At 68.9% G+C, this 16,610-nt stretch carries 15 protein-coding genes and 1 tRNA gene; 9 read left to right on the forward strand and 7 right to left on the reverse strand.

Annotated elements, in window-relative coordinates:
• Positions 1-127: 127 nt before the first annotated feature.
• Both IXW21_RS05855 and IXW21_RS05860 read left to right on the forward strand, forming a co-directional pair.
• Positions 128-1,681 (forward strand): cryptochrome/photolyase family protein, encoded by a 1,554-nt coding sequence (locus IXW21_RS05855; RefSeq protein WP_194763328.1) that lies wholly within the window; start codon positions 128-130, stop codon positions 1,679-1,681.
• Positions 1,674-2,936, forward strand: a complete 1,263-nt coding sequence (locus IXW21_RS05860) for an FAD-dependent oxidoreductase (protein WP_194763329.1) — start codon at positions 1,674-1,676, stop codon at positions 2,934-2,936. The genes IXW21_RS05855 and IXW21_RS05860 overlap by 8 nt, the downstream gene beginning before the upstream one ends.
• A gap of 83 nt (positions 2,937-3,019) precedes the next feature.
• Here IXW21_RS05860 and IXW21_RS05865 read toward each other — a convergent pair whose 3' ends face one another.
• The 3 genes from IXW21_RS05865 to IXW21_RS05875 all read right to left on the reverse strand — a co-directional run bounded on the left by IXW21_RS05865 (position 3,020) and on the right by IXW21_RS05875 (position 7,638).
• Positions 3,020-3,622 carry a helix-hairpin-helix domain-containing protein gene (locus IXW21_RS05865; RefSeq protein ID WP_194763330.1) on the reverse strand — a complete coding sequence of 201 codons (603 nt, stop codon included), beginning with the start codon at positions 3,620-3,622 and terminating at the stop codon, positions 3,020-3,022.
• A gap of 92 nt (positions 3,623-3,714) precedes the next feature.
• Positions 3,715-6,291, reverse strand: coding sequence for a leucine--tRNA ligase (gene leuS, locus IXW21_RS05870; protein WP_228528214.1), 2,577 nt, complete (start codon positions 6,289-6,291; stop codon positions 3,715-3,717).
• Positions 6,292-6,324: 33 nt separating this feature from the next.
• Positions 6,325-7,638, reverse strand: a complete 1,314-nt coding sequence (locus IXW21_RS05875; protein WP_194763332.1) for an anthranilate synthase component I family protein — start codon at positions 7,636-7,638, stop codon at positions 6,325-6,327.
• A 41-nt stretch (positions 7,639-7,679) separates the two neighbouring features.
• On the opposite strand from IXW21_RS05875, the gene IXW21_RS05880 reads away from it, so the two are divergent.
• The 3 genes from IXW21_RS05880 to IXW21_RS05890 are packed head-to-tail and all read left to right on the forward strand — an operon-like array spanning position 7,680 to position 10,264.
• The gene (locus IXW21_RS05880) at positions 7,680-8,357 is read left to right on the forward strand and encodes a DedA family protein (protein WP_194763333.1); all 678 of its coding nucleotides are present in this window, start codon (positions 7,680-7,682) and stop codon (positions 8,355-8,357) included.
• Between the two features lie 4 nt (positions 8,358-8,361).
• A complete protein-coding gene (locus tag IXW21_RS05885) occupies positions 8,362-9,387 on the forward strand; it encodes an App1 family protein (RefSeq protein ID WP_194763334.1) in 1,026 nt (341 codons plus the stop codon).
• A 1-nt stretch (position 9,388) separates the two neighbouring features.
• Positions 9,389-10,264, forward strand: coding sequence for a 3-methyladenine DNA glycosylase (locus IXW21_RS05890; RefSeq protein ID WP_194763335.1), 876 nt, complete (start codon positions 9,389-9,391; stop codon positions 10,262-10,264).
• A 35-nt stretch (positions 10,265-10,299) separates the two neighbouring features.
• On the opposite strand, the gene IXW21_RS05895 is transcribed toward IXW21_RS05890, so the two are convergent.
• The 4 genes from IXW21_RS05895 to IXW21_RS05910 all read right to left on the reverse strand — a co-directional run bounded on the left by IXW21_RS05895 (position 10,300) and on the right by IXW21_RS05910 (position 13,849).
• Complete coding sequence (locus IXW21_RS05895) at positions 10,300-11,502, reverse strand: glycoside hydrolase family 3 N-terminal domain-containing protein (RefSeq protein WP_194763336.1); 1,203 nt, start codon at positions 11,500-11,502, stop codon at positions 10,300-10,302.
• A 5-nt stretch (positions 11,503-11,507) separates the two neighbouring features.
• Complete coding sequence (locus IXW21_RS05900) at positions 11,508-12,161, reverse strand: SDR family oxidoreductase (RefSeq protein WP_194763337.1); 654 nt, start codon at positions 12,159-12,161, stop codon at positions 11,508-11,510.
• Between the two features lie 115 nt (positions 12,162-12,276).
• A complete protein-coding gene (locus IXW21_RS05905; RefSeq protein WP_194763338.1) occupies positions 12,277-13,347 on the reverse strand; it encodes an NAD(P)-binding domain-containing protein in 1,071 nt (356 codons plus the stop codon).
• 61 nt (positions 13,348-13,408) lie between these two features.
• Positions 13,409-13,849 (reverse strand): GNAT family N-acetyltransferase, encoded by a 441-nt coding sequence (locus IXW21_RS05910; protein WP_194763339.1) that lies wholly within the window; start codon positions 13,847-13,849, stop codon positions 13,409-13,411.
• 120 nt (positions 13,850-13,969) lie between these two features.
• Between IXW21_RS05910 and IXW21_RS05915 the strand changes: the two genes are divergently transcribed.
• From IXW21_RS05915 to IXW21_RS05930, 4 genes are all read left to right on the forward strand, one after another.
• Positions 13,970-14,042, forward strand: a tRNA-Ala gene (locus tag IXW21_RS05915).
• A 217-nt stretch (positions 14,043-14,259) separates the two neighbouring features.
• Positions 14,260-15,072, forward strand: a complete 813-nt coding sequence (locus IXW21_RS05920; RefSeq protein ID WP_194763340.1) for a glycosyltransferase family A protein — start codon at positions 14,260-14,262, stop codon at positions 15,070-15,072.
• Positions 15,069-15,929: an endonuclease/exonuclease/phosphatase family protein gene (locus tag IXW21_RS05925; RefSeq protein ID WP_194763341.1), complete on the forward strand. Its 861-nt coding sequence runs from the start codon at positions 15,069-15,071 to the stop codon at positions 15,927-15,929. The genes IXW21_RS05920 and IXW21_RS05925 overlap by 4 nt, the downstream gene beginning before the upstream one ends.
• Entirely contained in the window at positions 15,926-16,513 is a 588-nt protein-coding gene (locus IXW21_RS05930) for a hypothetical protein (RefSeq protein WP_194763342.1), read from the forward strand. Before IXW21_RS05925 ends, IXW21_RS05930 begins: the two co-directional genes overlap by 4 nt.
• The last annotated feature ends 97 nt before the right edge of the window (positions 16,514-16,610 follow it).

A 16,610-nucleotide genomic window follows, 5' to 3' on the forward strand; every position in this document is an offset into this window, starting at 1 on the left:
TGAACCCTCGACGACCAGAGGCGGTGACGGTGTCCGCATGGTCCTCAGCGTAACCCGGCGATGCCGCCGATACCCGCATCCGCCGTGCGGTCGCCCCCTCCCCCCTCTCCCGTCGTACGCTGGTGCCATGGAGCCGCTGCGCAATCTGGTGATCGTGCTCGGCGATCAGCTCGATCTCCAGGCCAGTGCGTTCGACGGGTTCGATCCGCTTCAGGATGCGGTGTGGATGGCCGAGGTCATCGAAGAGTCGACTCACGTCTGGAGCAGCAAGCCGAGAACTGCCCTGTTCCTGTCGGCCATGCGGCATTGTGCAGCCGAGATGCGCGCCGCGGGACGAACGGTCCACTACACATCGCTCGATGACCCGAGCGTCGGCGGCTCTCTCGCCGATCAGCTCACCGCCGACATCGCACGACTGGCTCCGGCGTCGCTGCAGATGACCGCGCCCGGCGACTGGCGCGTCCTCGAGTCGATGCGAGAGACGGCGGCGGCAGCCGACATCCCTCTCGAGATCCATGAGGACCGCCATTTCTTCTGCACGGTGAAGGAGTTCGCCGCCCACATGACGGAGCGCCGCACCCTGCGGATGGAGTACTTCTACCGTGAGCAACGTCAGCGCTTCGGAATCCTGATGGCGCCGGATGGGAAGCCGGAGGGCGGTGCGTGGAACTTCGATGCCGAGAATCGCAAGGCGTTTCCCACACAGGGGCCGGGGCTCGTGCCACCGAGAGCCGTGTTCGAGCCGGATGAGATCACCCGAGACGTTCTCGCGCTCGTCACCGAACGCTTCTCCGACCACCCCGGTCGTCTCGACACGTTCGCGTGGCCCGTGACGCGCTCGCAGGCACTCGAATCACTCGCTCTCTTCATCGAGGAGCGCCTGCCTCAGTTCGGCGACTCGCAGGACGCCCTGTGGCCCGGTGAGCCCTGGCTGTGGCACGCTCACCTGTCTGCCGCGATGAATCTGAAGCTCCTCCACCCTCGTGAGGTCGTCGCGGCGGCTGAGACGGCATACCGCGACGGACGGGCGCCGCTGGCCTCCACCGAGGGCTTCATCCGGCAGATTCTCGGATGGCGCGAGTACGTCCGGGGAATCTACTGGACTCAGATGCCGGGGTACGCCCGCCGCAACGCGCTGGACGCGCACGAGCCGCTCCCTGACTGGTACTGGACGGGCGACACCTCGATGGCGTGCATGGCCGACGCGATCGCCACCACGCTGGAGAACGGCTACGCGCACCACATCCAGCGACTGATGGTCACGGGTCTCTATGCTCTGCTTCTGGGGGTCGAGCCGACAGAAGTGCACGCCTGGTATCTCGCGGTCTACGTCGACGCGGTCGAATGGGTGGAGCTGCCCAACACCCTGGGAATGAGCCAGTTCGCCGACGGCGGGTTGATGGGGAGCAAGCCCTACGCGGCATCGGGCGCGTACATATCGCGTATGAGCCCGCACTGTCGCACCTGCCGCTTCGACCCGAAGAAGCGCGTGGGGTCGGACGCCTGCCCGATCACCACTCTCTATTGGGACTTTCTGATGCGCCACCATGAGACGCTCGCCGCGAACCCGCGAATGGCCCTGCAGGTGCGCAACATCGATCGGATCGACGGCGACGAACGCGCGGCGATCGGCCTGCGTGCGGCGGCGATCCGCCGAGGAGAGGTGGTGTCGAATGCATGACGTCATCGTGGTCGGCGCCGGTCTCGCAGGCCTCCGCTGCGCCGGACTGCTCGCCGGACGCGGGCTCGATGTGGTCGTCCTCGAGGCCGCGGATGCCATCGGCGGACGTCAACGCACCGACATCGTCGACGGCTTCCGGCTGGACCGCGGCTTCCAGGTGCTGAATCCCGCGTACCCGGCGCTCCGCCGCAGTGTCGAGCTCGACGCGCTCGCGCTGGGGAGCTTCCCGGTCGGTGTGCGAGTGCGCACGACGGACGGGACGGCCGAACTGCGGCATCCCGTGCGGCATCCGCTGTCGATCGCCACCTCCCTGCGCAGCGGTCTGGTGAGCGCTCGGGATGCCGTCGCACTGGCGCGCTGGGCAGCGCCGGCACTGATCCGTCCGCTCTCGCGTCTCGCCCGAAACGATGTCACCGTCGGCGAGGGATGGGAGGCCGCGGGGCTCCGCGGCCCATTGCGCACCGCCGTGCTCGAACCTTTCCTCGCCGGGGTCCTGGCCGAACGCGACGGTGAGACGTCGAACGCGTTCACCCAGTCGCTCGTGCGGTATTTCGCCCTCGGTTGCCCGGGCCTGCCCGCTCAGGGGATCGCTGCGGTCCCGGAGCAGCTCGCCGCGCACGCACGCGCGGCGGGCGCAGACATCCGACTCGATGCCCGCGCCGAACGGATGTCTTCGCACGGAGAAGGCATCCGGATGGAGCTGACCGACGGCGACTCCGTCGCTGCCTCTCGAGTGGTCGTCGCGGTGGGCCCCGACGCGGTCTCCGGCCTCACCGGGCTTGCCGCGCCGGCGACGAACGGCCTGCAGACATGGTGGTTCGCCGCTACCGAACCGCCCACCGGGTCTGCGCTGCTCACCGTCGACGGGCGCGTCGGACGCGGCCCCGTCGTGAACACCGTCGTGATGACGCACACGGTGCCCTCGTATGCCCCGGCCGGACGCCACCTCATCGCCGCGACGTGCCTGTTGCCGCGTGGCAGCGATCCCGCCGACGAGAGAGATGTCCGTCGCCACCTGGGTGAGATCTGGGGCACCGACATCAGCGCGTGGGAGCTCATCCGACGCGACGACATCGTCGACGCGCTCCCGGCCCAGCCTGCGCCCCTGAGCGCACCGCGATCACCGCGCTACGCCGATCGGTCCTACATCGCCGGGGACCATCGCGACACCGCGTCGATTCAGGGTGCCCTCGCGTCCGGCGAACGTGCCGCGCGCGCGATCCTGAGAGATGTGGAACCCTCGAGCGGTCGCTGAACCTTTCACCGCTGACGTCGTCTCGTGGCGGCGTGTCCGGTCGTGACGGAAGACCTGATCGACGGTGAGGCGCCGATCACGAGTCATACCCGCACCGCCTCACGAATGCCCGCAAGCAGCTTCTCGCCGATCCCGGGCACCGCGAGCAGGTCGTCGACCGATTGGAAGCCGCCGTTCTCTTCGCGCCACGCGATGATCCGCTCGGCCAACGCAGGGCCGATGCGGGGCAGTGTCTCGAGGGCGGCCTGGTCGGCGGCGTTGAGGTCGACCCTGTCGTCCGCAGGCTGGGCCACCACCGCATCACCCCCGCCATCCACCACACCCGCGACAGGCACGATGATCTGCTCGCCGTCTTCGAGGGTCCGGGCGAGATTGATGCCTGCCAGGTCGGCGGAGTCGGTTGTGCCTCCGGCCGCTGCCACGGCATCGACCATGCGGGAGTCGAGGTCGAGAACGTAGAGTCCCGGGTGCTCGACTGCGCCGAGCACGTGGACATAGAGCTCTCCCGAAGCTCCCGACTCATCGGCATCCGCGTCGATGGACACGGATTCGGTCGGCGCCGCCTGACCCTTCAGCAGGCCGAGGCCTACTGCTCCCGACAGGACGACGAGCCCGACGATCACGGCCGCACCCAGGCTCAGCTGCAACCGGCGTGGTCGCGGCGGGGGCGGCAGCGTGTCGGACATGCCGCCACGCTAGAGGCGCTCGATGACCCGCAGAACGCCGCGTGCCGCTGTCCGTGGAGAATCATGGGCAGCGGCACGCTGTGCAGGACTGTTCAGTTCTTGACGACGATGCTGACGATCTTCGGCGCGCGCACCACGACCTTGACGATCTCGCGATCGCCGATCGATCGGATCACCCGCTCGTCGGCACGGGCGAGCGCTTCGAGCTCGGCCTCTCCGATGCGGGCGGACACCTCGAGCTGCGCACGCACCTTGCCACCGACCTGAACGACCGCGGTGACGGTGTCTTCGACCAGCAGCACCGGGTCTGCAGACCGCCACGTGACCAGTCCGACCGACGGCTCGTGGCCGAGCGCCTCCCACATCTCCTCCGCGGTGTGCGGAGCGATGAGGTCGAGCATCACGGCGACCGTCTCGGCGGCTTCGCGAACAGCCGGGTCTCCGGCTCCCCCGGCGCCGTCGATGGTCTTGCGCGTGATGTTCACGAGCTCCATGAGGCGGGCGACGAGCACGTTGAACTTCGTCTGCTCCACGAGACCGGGCGCCTCGGACAGCAGCTTGTGCGTCGCGCGACGCAGTGCCGCGTCGCCTCCCGCGAACACGACGTCGACAGGGCTGGAGACCTCGTGCGCGATGCGCACCGACCGGGAGAGGAACTTCTGAGCCCCGGTCGTCGAGACGTCGGCCCAGTCCTTGTCGTCTTCGACGGGGCCGGCGAACGCGAGACCCACTCGCAGCGCGTCGGCGCCGTGTGCGTCGAGCTCCTCCTGGAAGAGAACGAGGTTGCCCTTGCTCTTCGACATCTTCTGTCCGTCGAGCAGCACCATGCCCTGGTTGATCAGGTTCGAGAACGGCTCGGTGAAGTCGATCAGCCCCATGTCGAACAGCACCTTGGTGATGAAACGCGCATAGAGCAGGTGCAGGATCGCGTGCTCGACGCCGCCGATGTACGAGTCGACCGGCGCCCAACGAGCCGCCTGCGCGGGATCGAAAGCGACGGTGTCGCTGTTCGGCGACAGGAACCGCAGGAAGTACCACGAGCTGTCGACGAACGTGTCCATCGTGTCGGGGTCGCGCAGCACCGGTTCCCCGGACACGGGATCGACGGTGCGCACCCAGCTCTCCGCGCCGCCCAGCGGCGAGGTGCCCTTCGGCTTCAGGTCGAGGCCCTCGACGCTCGGCAGCTTCACCGGCAGCTTGTCTTCGGGCACCGGCATGATGCTCCCGTCTTCGGCGTGCAGCATCGGGATCGGGGTTCCCCAGAAGCGCTGGCGCGAGATCAGCCAGTCACGCAGACGATAGTTCTTCGCTGCACGGCCGGTTCCCGACGCCTCGAGCTGCTCGATGGCGCGCGCGATCGCGTTGCGCTTCGAGAGGCCGTTGAGGGCGCCCGAGTTGATCATGCGACCCTCGCCGGTGAGCGCGATGCCGGTCGACGCAGGGTTCTGCTCCTCGATGGCGGCACCGGTGTCGATCGGAACACCCTCGTCGTCGACCTCGATCACGGGCATGGCACCGGTGATCGGAGCGGTCGTGTCGACCACGACCTTGACGGGCAGGTCGAAGGCGCGGGCGAAGTCGAGGTCGCGCTGGTCGTGCGCGGGCACGGCCATGACCGCGCCGTGGCCGTAGTCGGCCAGCACGTAGTCGGCAGCCCAGATCGGCAGCTTCTCGCCGTTCACCGGGTTGATGGCGTAGCGCTCGAGGAAGACGCCCGTCTTCGGACGATCGGTCGACTGGCGATCGATGTCGGTGGTCTTCTGCACATCTCCCAGGTACTTCTCGAAGCGCTCGCGCACCTCGGCCGGAGCCTCGGCAGCCAGCTCGGCGGCGAGATCTCCGTCGGGAGCGACGACGAAGAACGTCGCGCCGTGCAGGGTGTCGGGGCGCGTCGAGAAGACCGTGACCGGCTCCTCGCGTCCCTCGATGCGGAAGTCGACGTCGGCACCGACCGAGCGGCCGATCCAGTTGCGCTGCATCTGCAGCACCTTGTGCGGCCAGCGCCCCTCGAGCTGGTTGAGGTCGTCGAGCAGACGGTCGGCGTAGTCGGTGATGCGGAAGTACCACTGGGTCAGCTTCTTCTTGACGACCTCGTAGCCGCACCGCTCACACCGGCCGTCGACGACCTGCTCGTTCGCCAGCACGGTCTGGTCGTTGGGGCACCAGTTGACCGGGCTCTTCTTGCGGTACGCCAGACCGCGCTCGGACATCTTGAGGAACAGCCACTGGTTCCAGCGGTAGTACTCGGGGTCGGAGGTGTGCAGCACCCGGCTCCAGTCGAACGAGACGCCGTAGGCCTCGAAGCCGACCTTCTGCTGTGCGATGTTCTGGTAGGTCCACTCGCGCGGGTCCGCCCCCTGACGGATGGCCGCGTTCTCGGCCGGCAGACCGAACGAGTCCCACCCGATCGGGTTCAGAACGTTGTGCCCACGGTGGCGCCAGAAACGGGCGACGATGTCGGAGTACAGGTAGTTCTCGGCGTGCCCCATGTGCAGGTCACCCGACGGGTACGGGAACATCGCGAGGACATACCGACGCGGCCGGGTGTCCTCATCGCCGCCGGTGAGGAACGTGCCGTTCTCCGCCCAGTACTTCTGCCACTTGGCCTGGATGGCGTGCGCCGAGGAGGACTCCTCGTCGACGGGAGAGGTGGACAGGTTCTCAGACAACGAACGCACGACCAATCTGGAAGGAAAAGGGGATCAGTTCAGGATATCGGAAGCCCAGGCGCCGGGCATTTCCGCCCCGAGAGCGGTCAGCGGCGCTCGCGCCTTCGTCGCCACCTCCGCCACCTCGAAGGCCGCGACCGACCGCCACGTGATCCCCCCACCCGCACCGACCCGCGCACCGGAGCGATCGAGCACGATGCTGCGGATCACCATGGCCAGGTCGAGCGTCCCGTCGTCTCCGACGAAGCCGAAGCATCCGGAATACACCCCGCGCGCCCCGCCCTCGAGCAAATGCAGCTCGGTCATGGCCGACAGCTTCGGTGCCCCGGTCATGCTCCCCGCGGGGAACGTCGCCGCGAGCAGAGCACCGACGGTCAACCCCTCAGCCGCTGTGCCGCTGACGGTGCTGACCAGCTGGTGCACTGCCGGGTAGGTCTCGACGGCCCAGAGCGCGTCGACACGAATCGACCCCGGCACGCACACCCGAGAGAGATCGTTGCGCATGAGATCGACGATCATGACGTTCTCGGCGCGCTCTTTCGGATCCGCCGCGAGCTCTGCGGCGAGCGCGACGTCTTCGGCAGTATCCCGCCCGCGCGGACGCGTGCCCTTGATGGGGCGGGTGCGGATCACACCGTCCTCGGCCTGCAGGAACTGCTCGGGACTCGCGCTGAGCAGCGATTCCCCTGCCATCCGGAGGAAGCCGCCATGGTGAGCCGGGGTGGCTGAGCGCAGACGCCGGTACACCGACACGCCGTCGTGGACGCCGGGAACGGTGAAGCGCGTGGTGAGGCAGAGCTGGTACGCGGTCCCCGCTCGGATCAGCTCACGGCAGCGTTCGATGAGATGCGCGTACTCCTTCGGCGTATGGCGGGCGACGGCTGCAGCGCTCGACGGAGCGGAGGGCATGCCGGGTGCCGTGCCCACGGATGCGACATAACGTGCCCAGCCGTCCTGACTCTCTTCATCGGCCAGCACCCACACGCTTCCCGTCGCATGGTCGAACGCGGCCATCCGGGTGATGCGCAGACCCGTGGTGACAGGCTCGTCAGGGGTACGCGCGACCGGTGCCCCCGCAGACTCCGCCCCGCTCTCGTAGTCGAACCAGCCGACCCAGCCGCCGCGCAGAGGGGGGCCCGTCGGGTCCGCCGACGGCGCCGCGATGTCGAGCCGGATGTCATCGGGCACGGTGGCGATGTCGCCTGTGCCGATGTAACTCCATCCCTCGGACGCCCCGGCTCCGGCATCGAGCCAGAACAGGTCCTCGGCGTCGGCCTCCAGGGCGACGAAGAGGGCGTCGGGATCGACCGCGTGGGGCAGGACGCGAGCGGTCAGACGGTCGGGCACGTTCTCAGCCTAGGCCTCTCCTGCTCCCGTATTCTCAAGGAGTGGATGACCTGCTGCTGTGGCTGTTCGACCTGATCCAGTCGATCGACCCGGTCGCGCGCACGCTCATCGCCGGTGTCGCGGTAATGCTCGAGACGAGCATCCTCATCGGACTCGTCGTCCCCGGCGACACGATCGTCATCATCGCCTCCATGGGTGTCTCCGGACTCGTGGAGGCGATCGCCATGGTCATCGCGGTCGTGATCGGCGCGCTGATCGGCGAGAGCATCGGATTCTGGCTCGGACGCTGGGTCGGTCCGCACATCCGACACTCCTGGATCGGTCGCCGAGTCGGTGAGGCGAACTGGGTTCGGGCGGAGAACTATCTCGCCCGCCGGGGCGGTATCGCGATCTTCCTCTCGCGCTTCCTGCCCGTGCTGCACTCCCTGGTACCGCTCACCGTGGGCATGAGCCACTACTCCTACCGCCGCTTCATCGCGTGGACCACCCCCGCGTGCCTGCTCTGGGCCACCGCGTATGTGAGCATCACATCCCTCGCCGCAGGCAGCTTCCGCGAGCTCGTCGACCGGGTCCATTTCGCCGGGTATGTGTTCGTGGGCATCATCGCGCTGTTCCTCGTGCTCGCCTTCGTGGGCAAGAAGGTGCTCGCCCGCCTCGAAGCACGTCACCTCGAGACCGGAGACACCGACACGCAGAGCAGCGCGGACGTGAAAGACTGAAGCAATGGCTTCCGCACCCCCGGCGCCCCGGATCCACTGGTTCGCGCGTCTCGAACACCGCTTCCACGTGTGGCGAGAGGGACGAGCGCGCCGCAACGGTCGCACGGCGACCATCCTCCCCTTCCCCGGATACGGCGGGCCCGGATGGGTTCGCGTCGTCGGACGTGTCCTGATCGTTCCTCCCCAACGCCGGACGAAGAACGGTGAGCCGGCGAGCGTGCGCGGCTGGCGGAGCTTCGTCGGGATCCCGGTGAGCTTCGCGAAGGTCACCGTGCGGATCGGCGACTCCGTGCACCACGTCATCGCCGACCGCGGCGGAGTGATCGACTCCGTGGTCGAGTCGACGCTCGAACCCGGATGGCAGACCTTCACGTTCTCCGTCGAGGGTCAGGAGCCCGTGGAGACGACGGCGTTCATCGTCTCGGAGTCCACCCGATTCGGCATCGTGTCCGACGTCGACGACACTGTGATGGTCACCGCGCTCCCCCGCCCCTTCATCGCGGCGTGGAACTCCTTCGTCGTCGACGAGCACGCCCGCCTCCCCGTGCCCGGCATGGCCGTTCTGCTCGATCAGGTGCTGCGCGAGCATCCCGGCGCCCCCATGATCTATCTGTCGACGGGTGCATGGAACGTGGCGCCGACGCTGACGCGCTTCCTCGGACGTCACCTCTTCCCCGCCGGCTCCATGCTGTTGACCGACTGGGGCCCGACCCACGACCGCTGGTTCCGCAGCGGCCGCGAGCACAAGCTGACGAACCTGCGGCGTCTGGCCACCGAGTTCCCCGACATGAAGTGGCTGCTCATCGGCGACGACGGTCAGCACGACGAGGCGATCTACTCCCAGTTCATGGACGAGCACCCCGACTCCGTGGCCGGCGTCGCCATCCGGCGTCTGCTTCCCGCCGAGGCCGTGCTCGCCGGTGGCCGTGCGGGACGCGAGCCGCACTCCGAGGACGTCGCCCCGTGGGTCAGCGCCGAAGACGGTGCGGGCCTGCGCGACCTGCTCGGCGAAGCCGGCATCCTGCGCTGAGATGATCCTCACCCGGTCCGAATGGCAGCGCCGCGAGGCCGCTCACCACGAACGGGCGGACGCGCTCACCGCCGCACATCGCGAACGAGCGGCACGCGGCGAGAAGCATCCGGTCTGGGACTTCCTCTTCACCTACTACTCCTACAAGCCGTCGCAGCTGCGCCGGTGGCACCCCGGTGCAGGAGTCGAGCTCGAAGACGCGCCAGAGCGAGCGAGCTGGCGCTGGTATTCCCGAGGCACGACGCCCGATGGGGCGGTTCCGGATGCCGCCGCGTTCGCGCGCGAGAAGCCGGAGCTCGCGGGGCTGGTCGAGCGGATGCTGCGGCGCACCGCCTCTCGTCCCGGACAGTTCGGATGCTTCGGACTCCACGAGTGGGCCATGGTCTATCGCGCGGATGAGCACCGCCACCCCGTGCCGCTGCGGCTCGGTCAGTCCGCCACGGACGCGGTCGTCGAGAGCCACGACCTGCGATGCACGCACTTCGACGCCTTCCGCTTCTTCACTCCCGAGGCGGTTCCCCTCAACCGCGCGGCCCTGACCCGCGACGAGCAGCCGCTGTTCGAACAGCCCGGTTGCCTGCACGCCGGGATGGATCTGTACAAGTGGGCTCTGAAGCTGGGGCCGCTCGTGCCGGGCGAGCTGCTGCTCGATGCCTTCGAGCACGCACGCGACATCCGTCTGCTCGACATGCAGGCAGCCCCCTACGACCTCGCTGACTGGGGCATCGTTCCCGTGCGCATCGAGACCGCCGAGGGCAAGGCCGAGTACGTGCGCCGCCAGCGGGTGTTCGCCGACGGAGGCGCAGCGCTGCGAGCCGCATTACTGGGGTCCTGGCTCGGCGCCGATCGATCGATCGCTCTCCGCGTGACCGACTGACGCTTGCTCGCACTGCCCCGGTCCAATCGAGGCCGTCAGTCGACCGGAGCACAGTCGTCGCAGAGTGTCCAGTCCGCGCTCGATGCGCTGGATTGCAGCCGCAGCGCCATGACGCGTGTCGCGGCATCGGCGAGCCGTTCGGCCGGCAGAGCACCGGAGTCGACGGCCGCGGTCACCCCGCTGACGATCTGCCCGGCCGTCTGATCGGTCGAACCGGCGATCATGAGCACCAGGTCGGTGCCCGCCGCGAGGGCCGATACCGCGTTCTGCACCGGATCCGCGTAGTCCGCGACCCCCGAGGACTGGAGCATGCCGAGGTCGTCGCTCACGATCACTCCGTCGAAACCGAGCTCATCTCGCGCGATCTCGTGCCAGCGCGGCGACAGCGATGCCGGCGCCGCATCTATCGCGGTGTAGGCGAGATGGCCGAACATGAGCACCGAGGCGCCCGCGTCGATGCCGGCGGCGAAGGGAATCGCATCGGATGCACGCCACTGCTCGAGCGTCTCCGTCGTGCGGGGGATGGCGTGGTGCGAGTCACCGGGGGCCGCGCCGTGGCCGGGAAAGTGCTTGAGGGTCGAGGCGAGGAAGTGCTCCTGCGCGTCAGTGGCAGCGGCGACGCGGTCGGCGGACGATCGCGGATCCGTGCCCAGGGCTCGCCCGTGGATGAACGACGACGGGTCGGCCGTGACGTCCGCCACCGTCCCGAAGTTGACGGTGATGTCGGCCTGCGCGACGAGCGATGCGCGGGCAGAGAACGCCGCCGACGTCTGTTCGACGGGCAATGTCTTCAGCGTCGTCGATGACGGATATGCGTCGCCGGAGAGGCGGGAGACGATCCCTCCCTCCTGATCGATCGCGATGAGCGGCGGCAGGTCGGGATCGGGCGCCAGCGCGGCCGTGATCGTCTTCAACTCCGCACCGGTCGCCGGGATGTTCCCGCCCATCAGGATGAAGCCGCCCAGCCCCTGCGCCATGTAGGCGCGCAGCGCGCTCGGATCGGTGGTCGAGATGTGCCCCATCACGACGCTCGCGGCCTGCTCTGCGGTCGTCATGTCCGCCACCGTCTCGGCTGCCCGATCGCTCGGGCCGGATGCCGGGGCACTCGCGCGCTCGAGGCTCCCGCCTGTCGTCGCGCGGCTCAGGCCGGAACCTGCCGCCGCTGCCGCAGGAACCAGCGCCACCGAGAACACAACGAGCGCCACCGCTCCCGCAGTCCACGCGCGGCGACGCGACATGGAGCTCAGGCGCTGAGCGCGTCGGCGATCGGCGTCGAGTCGTCGCCGCCGTTGCCGAACCGGATCGTGCGGCCGAAGGTCGAGGGATTTCCGAGCGACTCGGCGATCACCGCGGCGACGTCGGCGCGAGACACCTCGGCCTTGCCCTCGGCGTCGAGCAGGATGCGGCCGGTCGGCTCGTCGAAGGTGAGCGTGCCCGGCCCGAGGATCGTGCCGTCGAGGTCGGTGCCGCGCAGGTGCTCGTCGGCGGCCCACTTGGCGTCGGCGTAGGGGAAGAAGTCGGCGTCCTCGGGGACACCGTGGTCGGCCTTCGAACCGATCCAGGAGACCATGACGTACCGCGTGACGCCCGCGTCCGCCGCGGCATCCATCGTGCGAATGGCGGCGTCTCGGTCGACGGCGTACGTGCGCTCTGCCGAGCCGCCACCGGCTCCGGCCGACCAGACCACGGCGTCATGCCCGCGGATGATGTCGGCGAGCTCGTCCGTGCCGAGTTGTTCGATGTCGGCGACCAGCGCATGCGCGCCGCCTTGCTCGACCTCTGCGACATGATCGGGATTGCGGATGACCGCCGTGACCTCGTCGCCCCGGGCGACGAGAATCGGAGCGAGCAGCAGTGCGATGCGGCCGTGGCCGCCGAAGACGATGATGCGCGACATGTCATCCACCCTACGCGCCATCACCGACACCGGATCCGGGGGTTGCGGTCGGACTCCGACCGTGCCATGCGCGGCGTCGTTCGACGTCGTCGCCATCCGAGCACCATCGCGATGCTCAGACGGACCGGCTGCGCGTGGATGCCTCGCGAAGTGCCCTCTGCACGCCCATCGCCGCCGAACGTCCGGCGCGGTTCGCGCCTATCGTGCTCGCGGAGGGCCCATAGCCGACGAGCTGGATGCGATGGTCCCTCACGGCCGTGGTTCCCCGCCCGACCCGATCGAGCTGGATCCCGCCCGACTTGTTTCGCAGGTGCAGCGGGGCGAGGTGTGCGATCGCGGGGCGGAACCCCGTCGCCCAGAGGATCACGTCCACCCGTTCGAAAGCGCCGTCCGCCCAGCGCACCCCGTCCGGTTCGATGCGGGCGAACATCGGTCGGCGAGCCGCGTAGGCGCCCAGTCGCTCGGCCTCGCGCTCCTGATCCCGCAGCATGAGGCCGGTGACACTGACCACGCTCTCGGGTGGAAGTCCACGGGCGACCCGCTGCTCGACGAGCGCGACGGCCGCAGCGCCGGCCTCCGGCGTGAAGTCGTCGGTGCGCCAGACCGCCTCTCGGCGAGTCGCCCAGAGAGTGTCGGTGATCGGCGCGAGGGCACCGAGGAACTGTACCGCCGAGGCGCCGCCGCCGACGACGAGCACGCGCTTGCCGCGGAAGTGCTCGGGCCCCGGGTAGTCGACGGTGTGCAGCTGCTCGCCCAGGAACGTCTCCATGCCGGGATAGTGCGGCAGGAACGGATGCGTCCATGTGCCGGTCGCGTTGATCACGGTGCGCGCGTGCCACTGCCTCTCCCCCGCACGCACGACGAGGAGGCCCTCCTCGTCGTCGACACGGTCGACCCTGACCGGGCGGATGACCGGCAGCCGGTGCTCACGCTCATACGCGGCGAAGTACTCGGGAACGGCCTCGTTCGCCCGCCGACCGTCGCGGGGCGGCGGGGTGGCTCCCGGCAGCTCCGCGACACCATGCACATCGCGCATCGTGAGAGCATCCCAGCGATGCCGCCATGCCCCACCCGGCTCGCTGTCTCCGTCGAGCACGACGTGCGAGATGCCGAGGCGTGTCAGATGGAACGAGGCCGAGAGTCCGGCCTGCCCTGCACCGATGACGATGCTGTCGAGGAGGTTCACACTGGACTGAACGTGAGCGACAGCGCCGTTGTTCCGCACGCCTCAGCCCGCTCGAGTCGCGTCAGAGGGCGATCTGATAGTGCGTGTATCCGGTGTGCGTCGCGACACGGTCGTACAGCGATCGGGCGGTCTCGTTTCCCTCTTGCGTCAGCCAGTACACCTTGGCGCATCCGCGCGCGGCCGCCCACTCGCGCACGTGTGCGATCAGCATCCGTCCTGCGCCCGCGCCCCGTGACTCGGGATCGACGAAGAGGTCCTCCAGATAGCAGTACTCGCCGCGACTCCAGGTCGCCGGATGCGTGAGCCAGTGCACGATTCCCACCGCTCGACCGTCATCATCGCGGGCGATGGCGCCATGCAGCTCCTCATCCACGACGATCCGGGCGAAGGTCTCCGCAGTGACCTCACCATCGATCTCGGCCCCGTAGAACGTGAGGTAACCGGCCCACAGGCCGGACCATTCATCGAAGTCGTTCTCAGTGATGGGGCTGATCGTGGTCATGTCCTCCACACTATTCATCCGCTCATGACGACGCGCCCGGGAGACCAGCCCCGATTGGTGCTGCGCGCGATCCGTGTAGTACTCTGATCAGGTTGCTTCGGGAGTTCACGAAGCGATTCTGGGCCTGTGGCGCAGCTGGTAGCGCACCTGCATGGCATGCAGGGGGTCAGGGGTTCGAGTCCCCTCAGGTCCACAACGAAACCCGCGAGAGATCGCGGGTTTTTTGTTGTCCTCGTGGCTTCTGAGCGCAGGATCCGCACGCGCACGCGACTGCGCAGCCGCGGCGCCCAGCAGCACTAGCTGAGCGTCTGACCGTCGTCAACCCAGCCACGTCGATCCCGCACGCTCCGTAGGGTGGGAGGAGAGCACCGACGAACGTCCGTGCAGGCGACGTCACGGGAGGCGCACGGATGCCGGAGCTGTCGGTCGATGCGGGGCACCTCCGAACCTCGGTGGTCATCCCGGTCAAGGACGACGCCCCGCTGCTCGCCCGCTGCCTCGACGCGCTCGCGGCGCAGACCGTTCCGCCCGATGAGGTGATCGTCGTCGACAACGGCTCGACCGACGACTCGGCGGCCATGGCGCTCGCCGCCGGCGCCCGTGTCATCCCGTGCCCCGTCCCGGGCATTCCTGCCGCAGCGGCGGCCGGATACGACGCCGCGCGAGGAGCGCTCGTACTGCGCCTCGACGCCGATTGCGTGCCGGCACCGACCTGGGTCGCGGAGGTGCGCGAAGCCTTCTCGAGCGCCGAGCAGGTCGCGGCGTTCACGGGACGCGCGCACTTCACCGACGGCCCGCGCGCTCTCCGCGCACCGCTCTCGCTGCTCTATCTCGGCGCGTACGCGGCGATGACCGGCGTGGCGCTCGGTCATCTGCCGCTCTTCGGGTCGAACCTCGCCTTCCGCCGTTCAGCCTGGGAACAGGTCAAGGGCGACGTGCACCGCGAAGACGCCGAGGTCCACGACGACCTCGACCTCGCGTTCCACCTCGGTGACGCGTTCACGATCGCTCGACTGCCCGGTTCATCGATGGGCATGTCGATGCGACCGCTGACTCAGGGCGCGTTCGGCCGCCGCGTGCGTCGAGGGTTCCGGAGCGTGATGATGCACTGGCCAGAGGACTTCCCGCCCCGCCGCTGGCGTCGTCTCGTCGCACGCCGTCGTCTCGCCGCGCGACATCGCCGTGCGACGCCCGTTCGCGCATCGGCAGGGATCGCAGCATGACGGCATCCGACCCAGAGAGCCCCGCGAGGAGCGGCGAGACGCCCATGGGAGCGATCGACCCCGACGATCTGCACGTGATGACCTTCAATCTCCGTCGTCCGACAGACAGCGCCCTGCAGCGGCGAGCGGATCGGTGGAGCACCAGGGCTCCGGCGGTCTCGGCACTGCTGCGCACCAGCCGTCCCGCCGTGCTCGCGCTCCAGGAGGCGCTGCCGCACGCCATGCCGACCGTCCGCGATGCCCTGGGCGACGCCTACCGCAGCCTGGGGCGCGGTCGCGGACCCGAAGGGCGCGGCGAGGGCACTCCGCTGCTGTACGACAGCACCCGACTGATCGTGCGGACGTGGAGGCAGGAAGCACTGTCCGACGAGCCTGACCGCGCGGGGTCCCGAGATCGGGGAACCCCGTTCCCGAGGATCCTCGTGTGGGCCGACTTCGAGGACCGACGCACGGGATCGGTGTTCCTCGTGGTCAACGCACACCTCGATCCGCTGTCCGCTCGCTCCCGCGACCGGTCGGTGTCCCGCACGCACGCTCTGCTCCGGGACCGGACGCTGCCGACGATCGTGCTCGGGGACTTCAACGCCAGTCCCCGTTCGAAGACCCTGCGACGGATGCTCGACGGTGGGCCCTTGGTCGATGCCTGGACGGCCGCGCGCACGCGGCACACTCCGGAGTGGGGCACCCACGCCAACTACCGGCGGCCGCGGACCGGCGCGAGACGGATCGACGGGATCCTCACCACGCCTGACATCGACGTCCGATCGGTGGCCATCGACGCGCGGCGCTTCGACGGAATCTCCCCGTCCGACCACCTGGCGGTGCACGGCATCCTGCGCATCGGAGGAACCACGTGAAAGACGACTTCCTGCGACCGCCGGCGACGCTGGGCGACTGGCTCGCCGATGGGCTGCGCCTGATCGGCGTGCTCGGGCTGATCGCCGCCGCGATCTGGCTGAAACCCACGGATGTCGGGATCGCCGCGCTCGCGCTGCCCGCGCTCATGCTCCCCCGGATGCTGGGCCTCGCAGCCTGGTTCGACGTCACCGCCTGTGCGACAGTGCTCGTCGCAGCGTGGAGCAACGTCTTCGACCTCTACCGCACCGTCACCGGCTGGGATCTCGTGCTGCACTTCCTCTGCACCGGAGTGCTGGCGGTCATCGCCGCCGTCATCCTCACCCGCACGGGCATCGTCCCCCTCGCCGCGGCAGTCGACGGGAGCGGGCCCTCGCTGCGGCGACGCACACCGGTCGTCCTCGTACCGCTGGTCGCGCTCGCGATCAGCGCGGTCTGGGAGATGATCGAGTGGCTCGGCTGGAGGTATCTCAGCGACGACATCTTCGTCACATACCAGGACACGATCGGTGACATGGTGCTGGGCGGGCTCGGTGGTATCGCGGCCGGCATCCTCCTCGCTCTCGTCCCGGTGGGCCGGCGATAGAGAGCTGCATCGCCGCCGGTTCGCCTGACCTGGAAAGCCGGGGCGCCGCGTACAGCAGCACGCGGCGCCAGCGCCAGGGACTTGCTATCGGAGTCGG

It is taken from the genome of Microbacterium sp. UFMG61 (assembly GCF_015354505.1).
GTDB lineage: Bacteria > Actinomycetota > Actinomycetes > Actinomycetales > Microbacteriaceae > Microbacterium.

What these genes read in the sequence shown, in the direction of transcription:
- IXW21_RS05920 (WP_194763340.1), top strand. Translation starts at nt 14,260, where the DNA reads ATGCCGGAGCTGTCGGTCGATGCGGGGCACCTCCGAACCTCGGTGGTC.
- IXW21_RS05885 (WP_194763334.1), top strand. Translation starts at nt 8,362, where the DNA reads ATGGCTTCCGCACCCCCGGCGCCCCGGATCCACTGGTTCGCGCGTCTC.
- IXW21_RS05860 (WP_194763329.1), top strand. Translation starts at nt 1,674, where the DNA reads ATGCATGACGTCATCGTGGTCGGCGCCGGTCTCGCAGGCCTCCGCTGC.
- IXW21_RS05855 (WP_194763328.1), top strand. Translation starts at nt 128, where the DNA reads ATGGAGCCGCTGCGCAATCTGGTGATCGTGCTCGGCGATCAGCTCGAT.
- IXW21_RS05925 (WP_194763341.1), top strand. Translation starts at nt 15,069, where the DNA reads ATGACGGCATCCGACCCAGAGAGCCCCGCGAGGAGCGGCGAGACGCCC.
- IXW21_RS05895 (WP_194763336.1), bottom strand. Translation starts at nt 11,502, where the DNA reads ATGTCGCGTCGCCGCGCGTGGACTGCGGGAGCGGTGGCGCTCGTTGTG.
- IXW21_RS05890 (WP_194763335.1), top strand. Translation starts at nt 9,389, where the DNA reads ATGATCCTCACCCGGTCCGAATGGCAGCGCCGCGAGGCCGCTCACCAC.
- IXW21_RS05865 (WP_194763330.1), bottom strand. Translation starts at nt 3,622, where the DNA reads ATGTCCGACACGCTGCCGCCCCCGCCGCGACCACGCCGGTTGCAGCTG.
- IXW21_RS05900 (WP_194763337.1), bottom strand. Translation starts at nt 12,161, where the DNA reads ATGTCGCGCATCATCGTCTTCGGCGGCCACGGCCGCATCGCACTGCTG.
- IXW21_RS05910 (WP_194763339.1), bottom strand. Translation starts at nt 13,849, where the DNA reads ATGACCACGATCAGCCCCATCACTGAGAACGACTTCGATGAATGGTCC.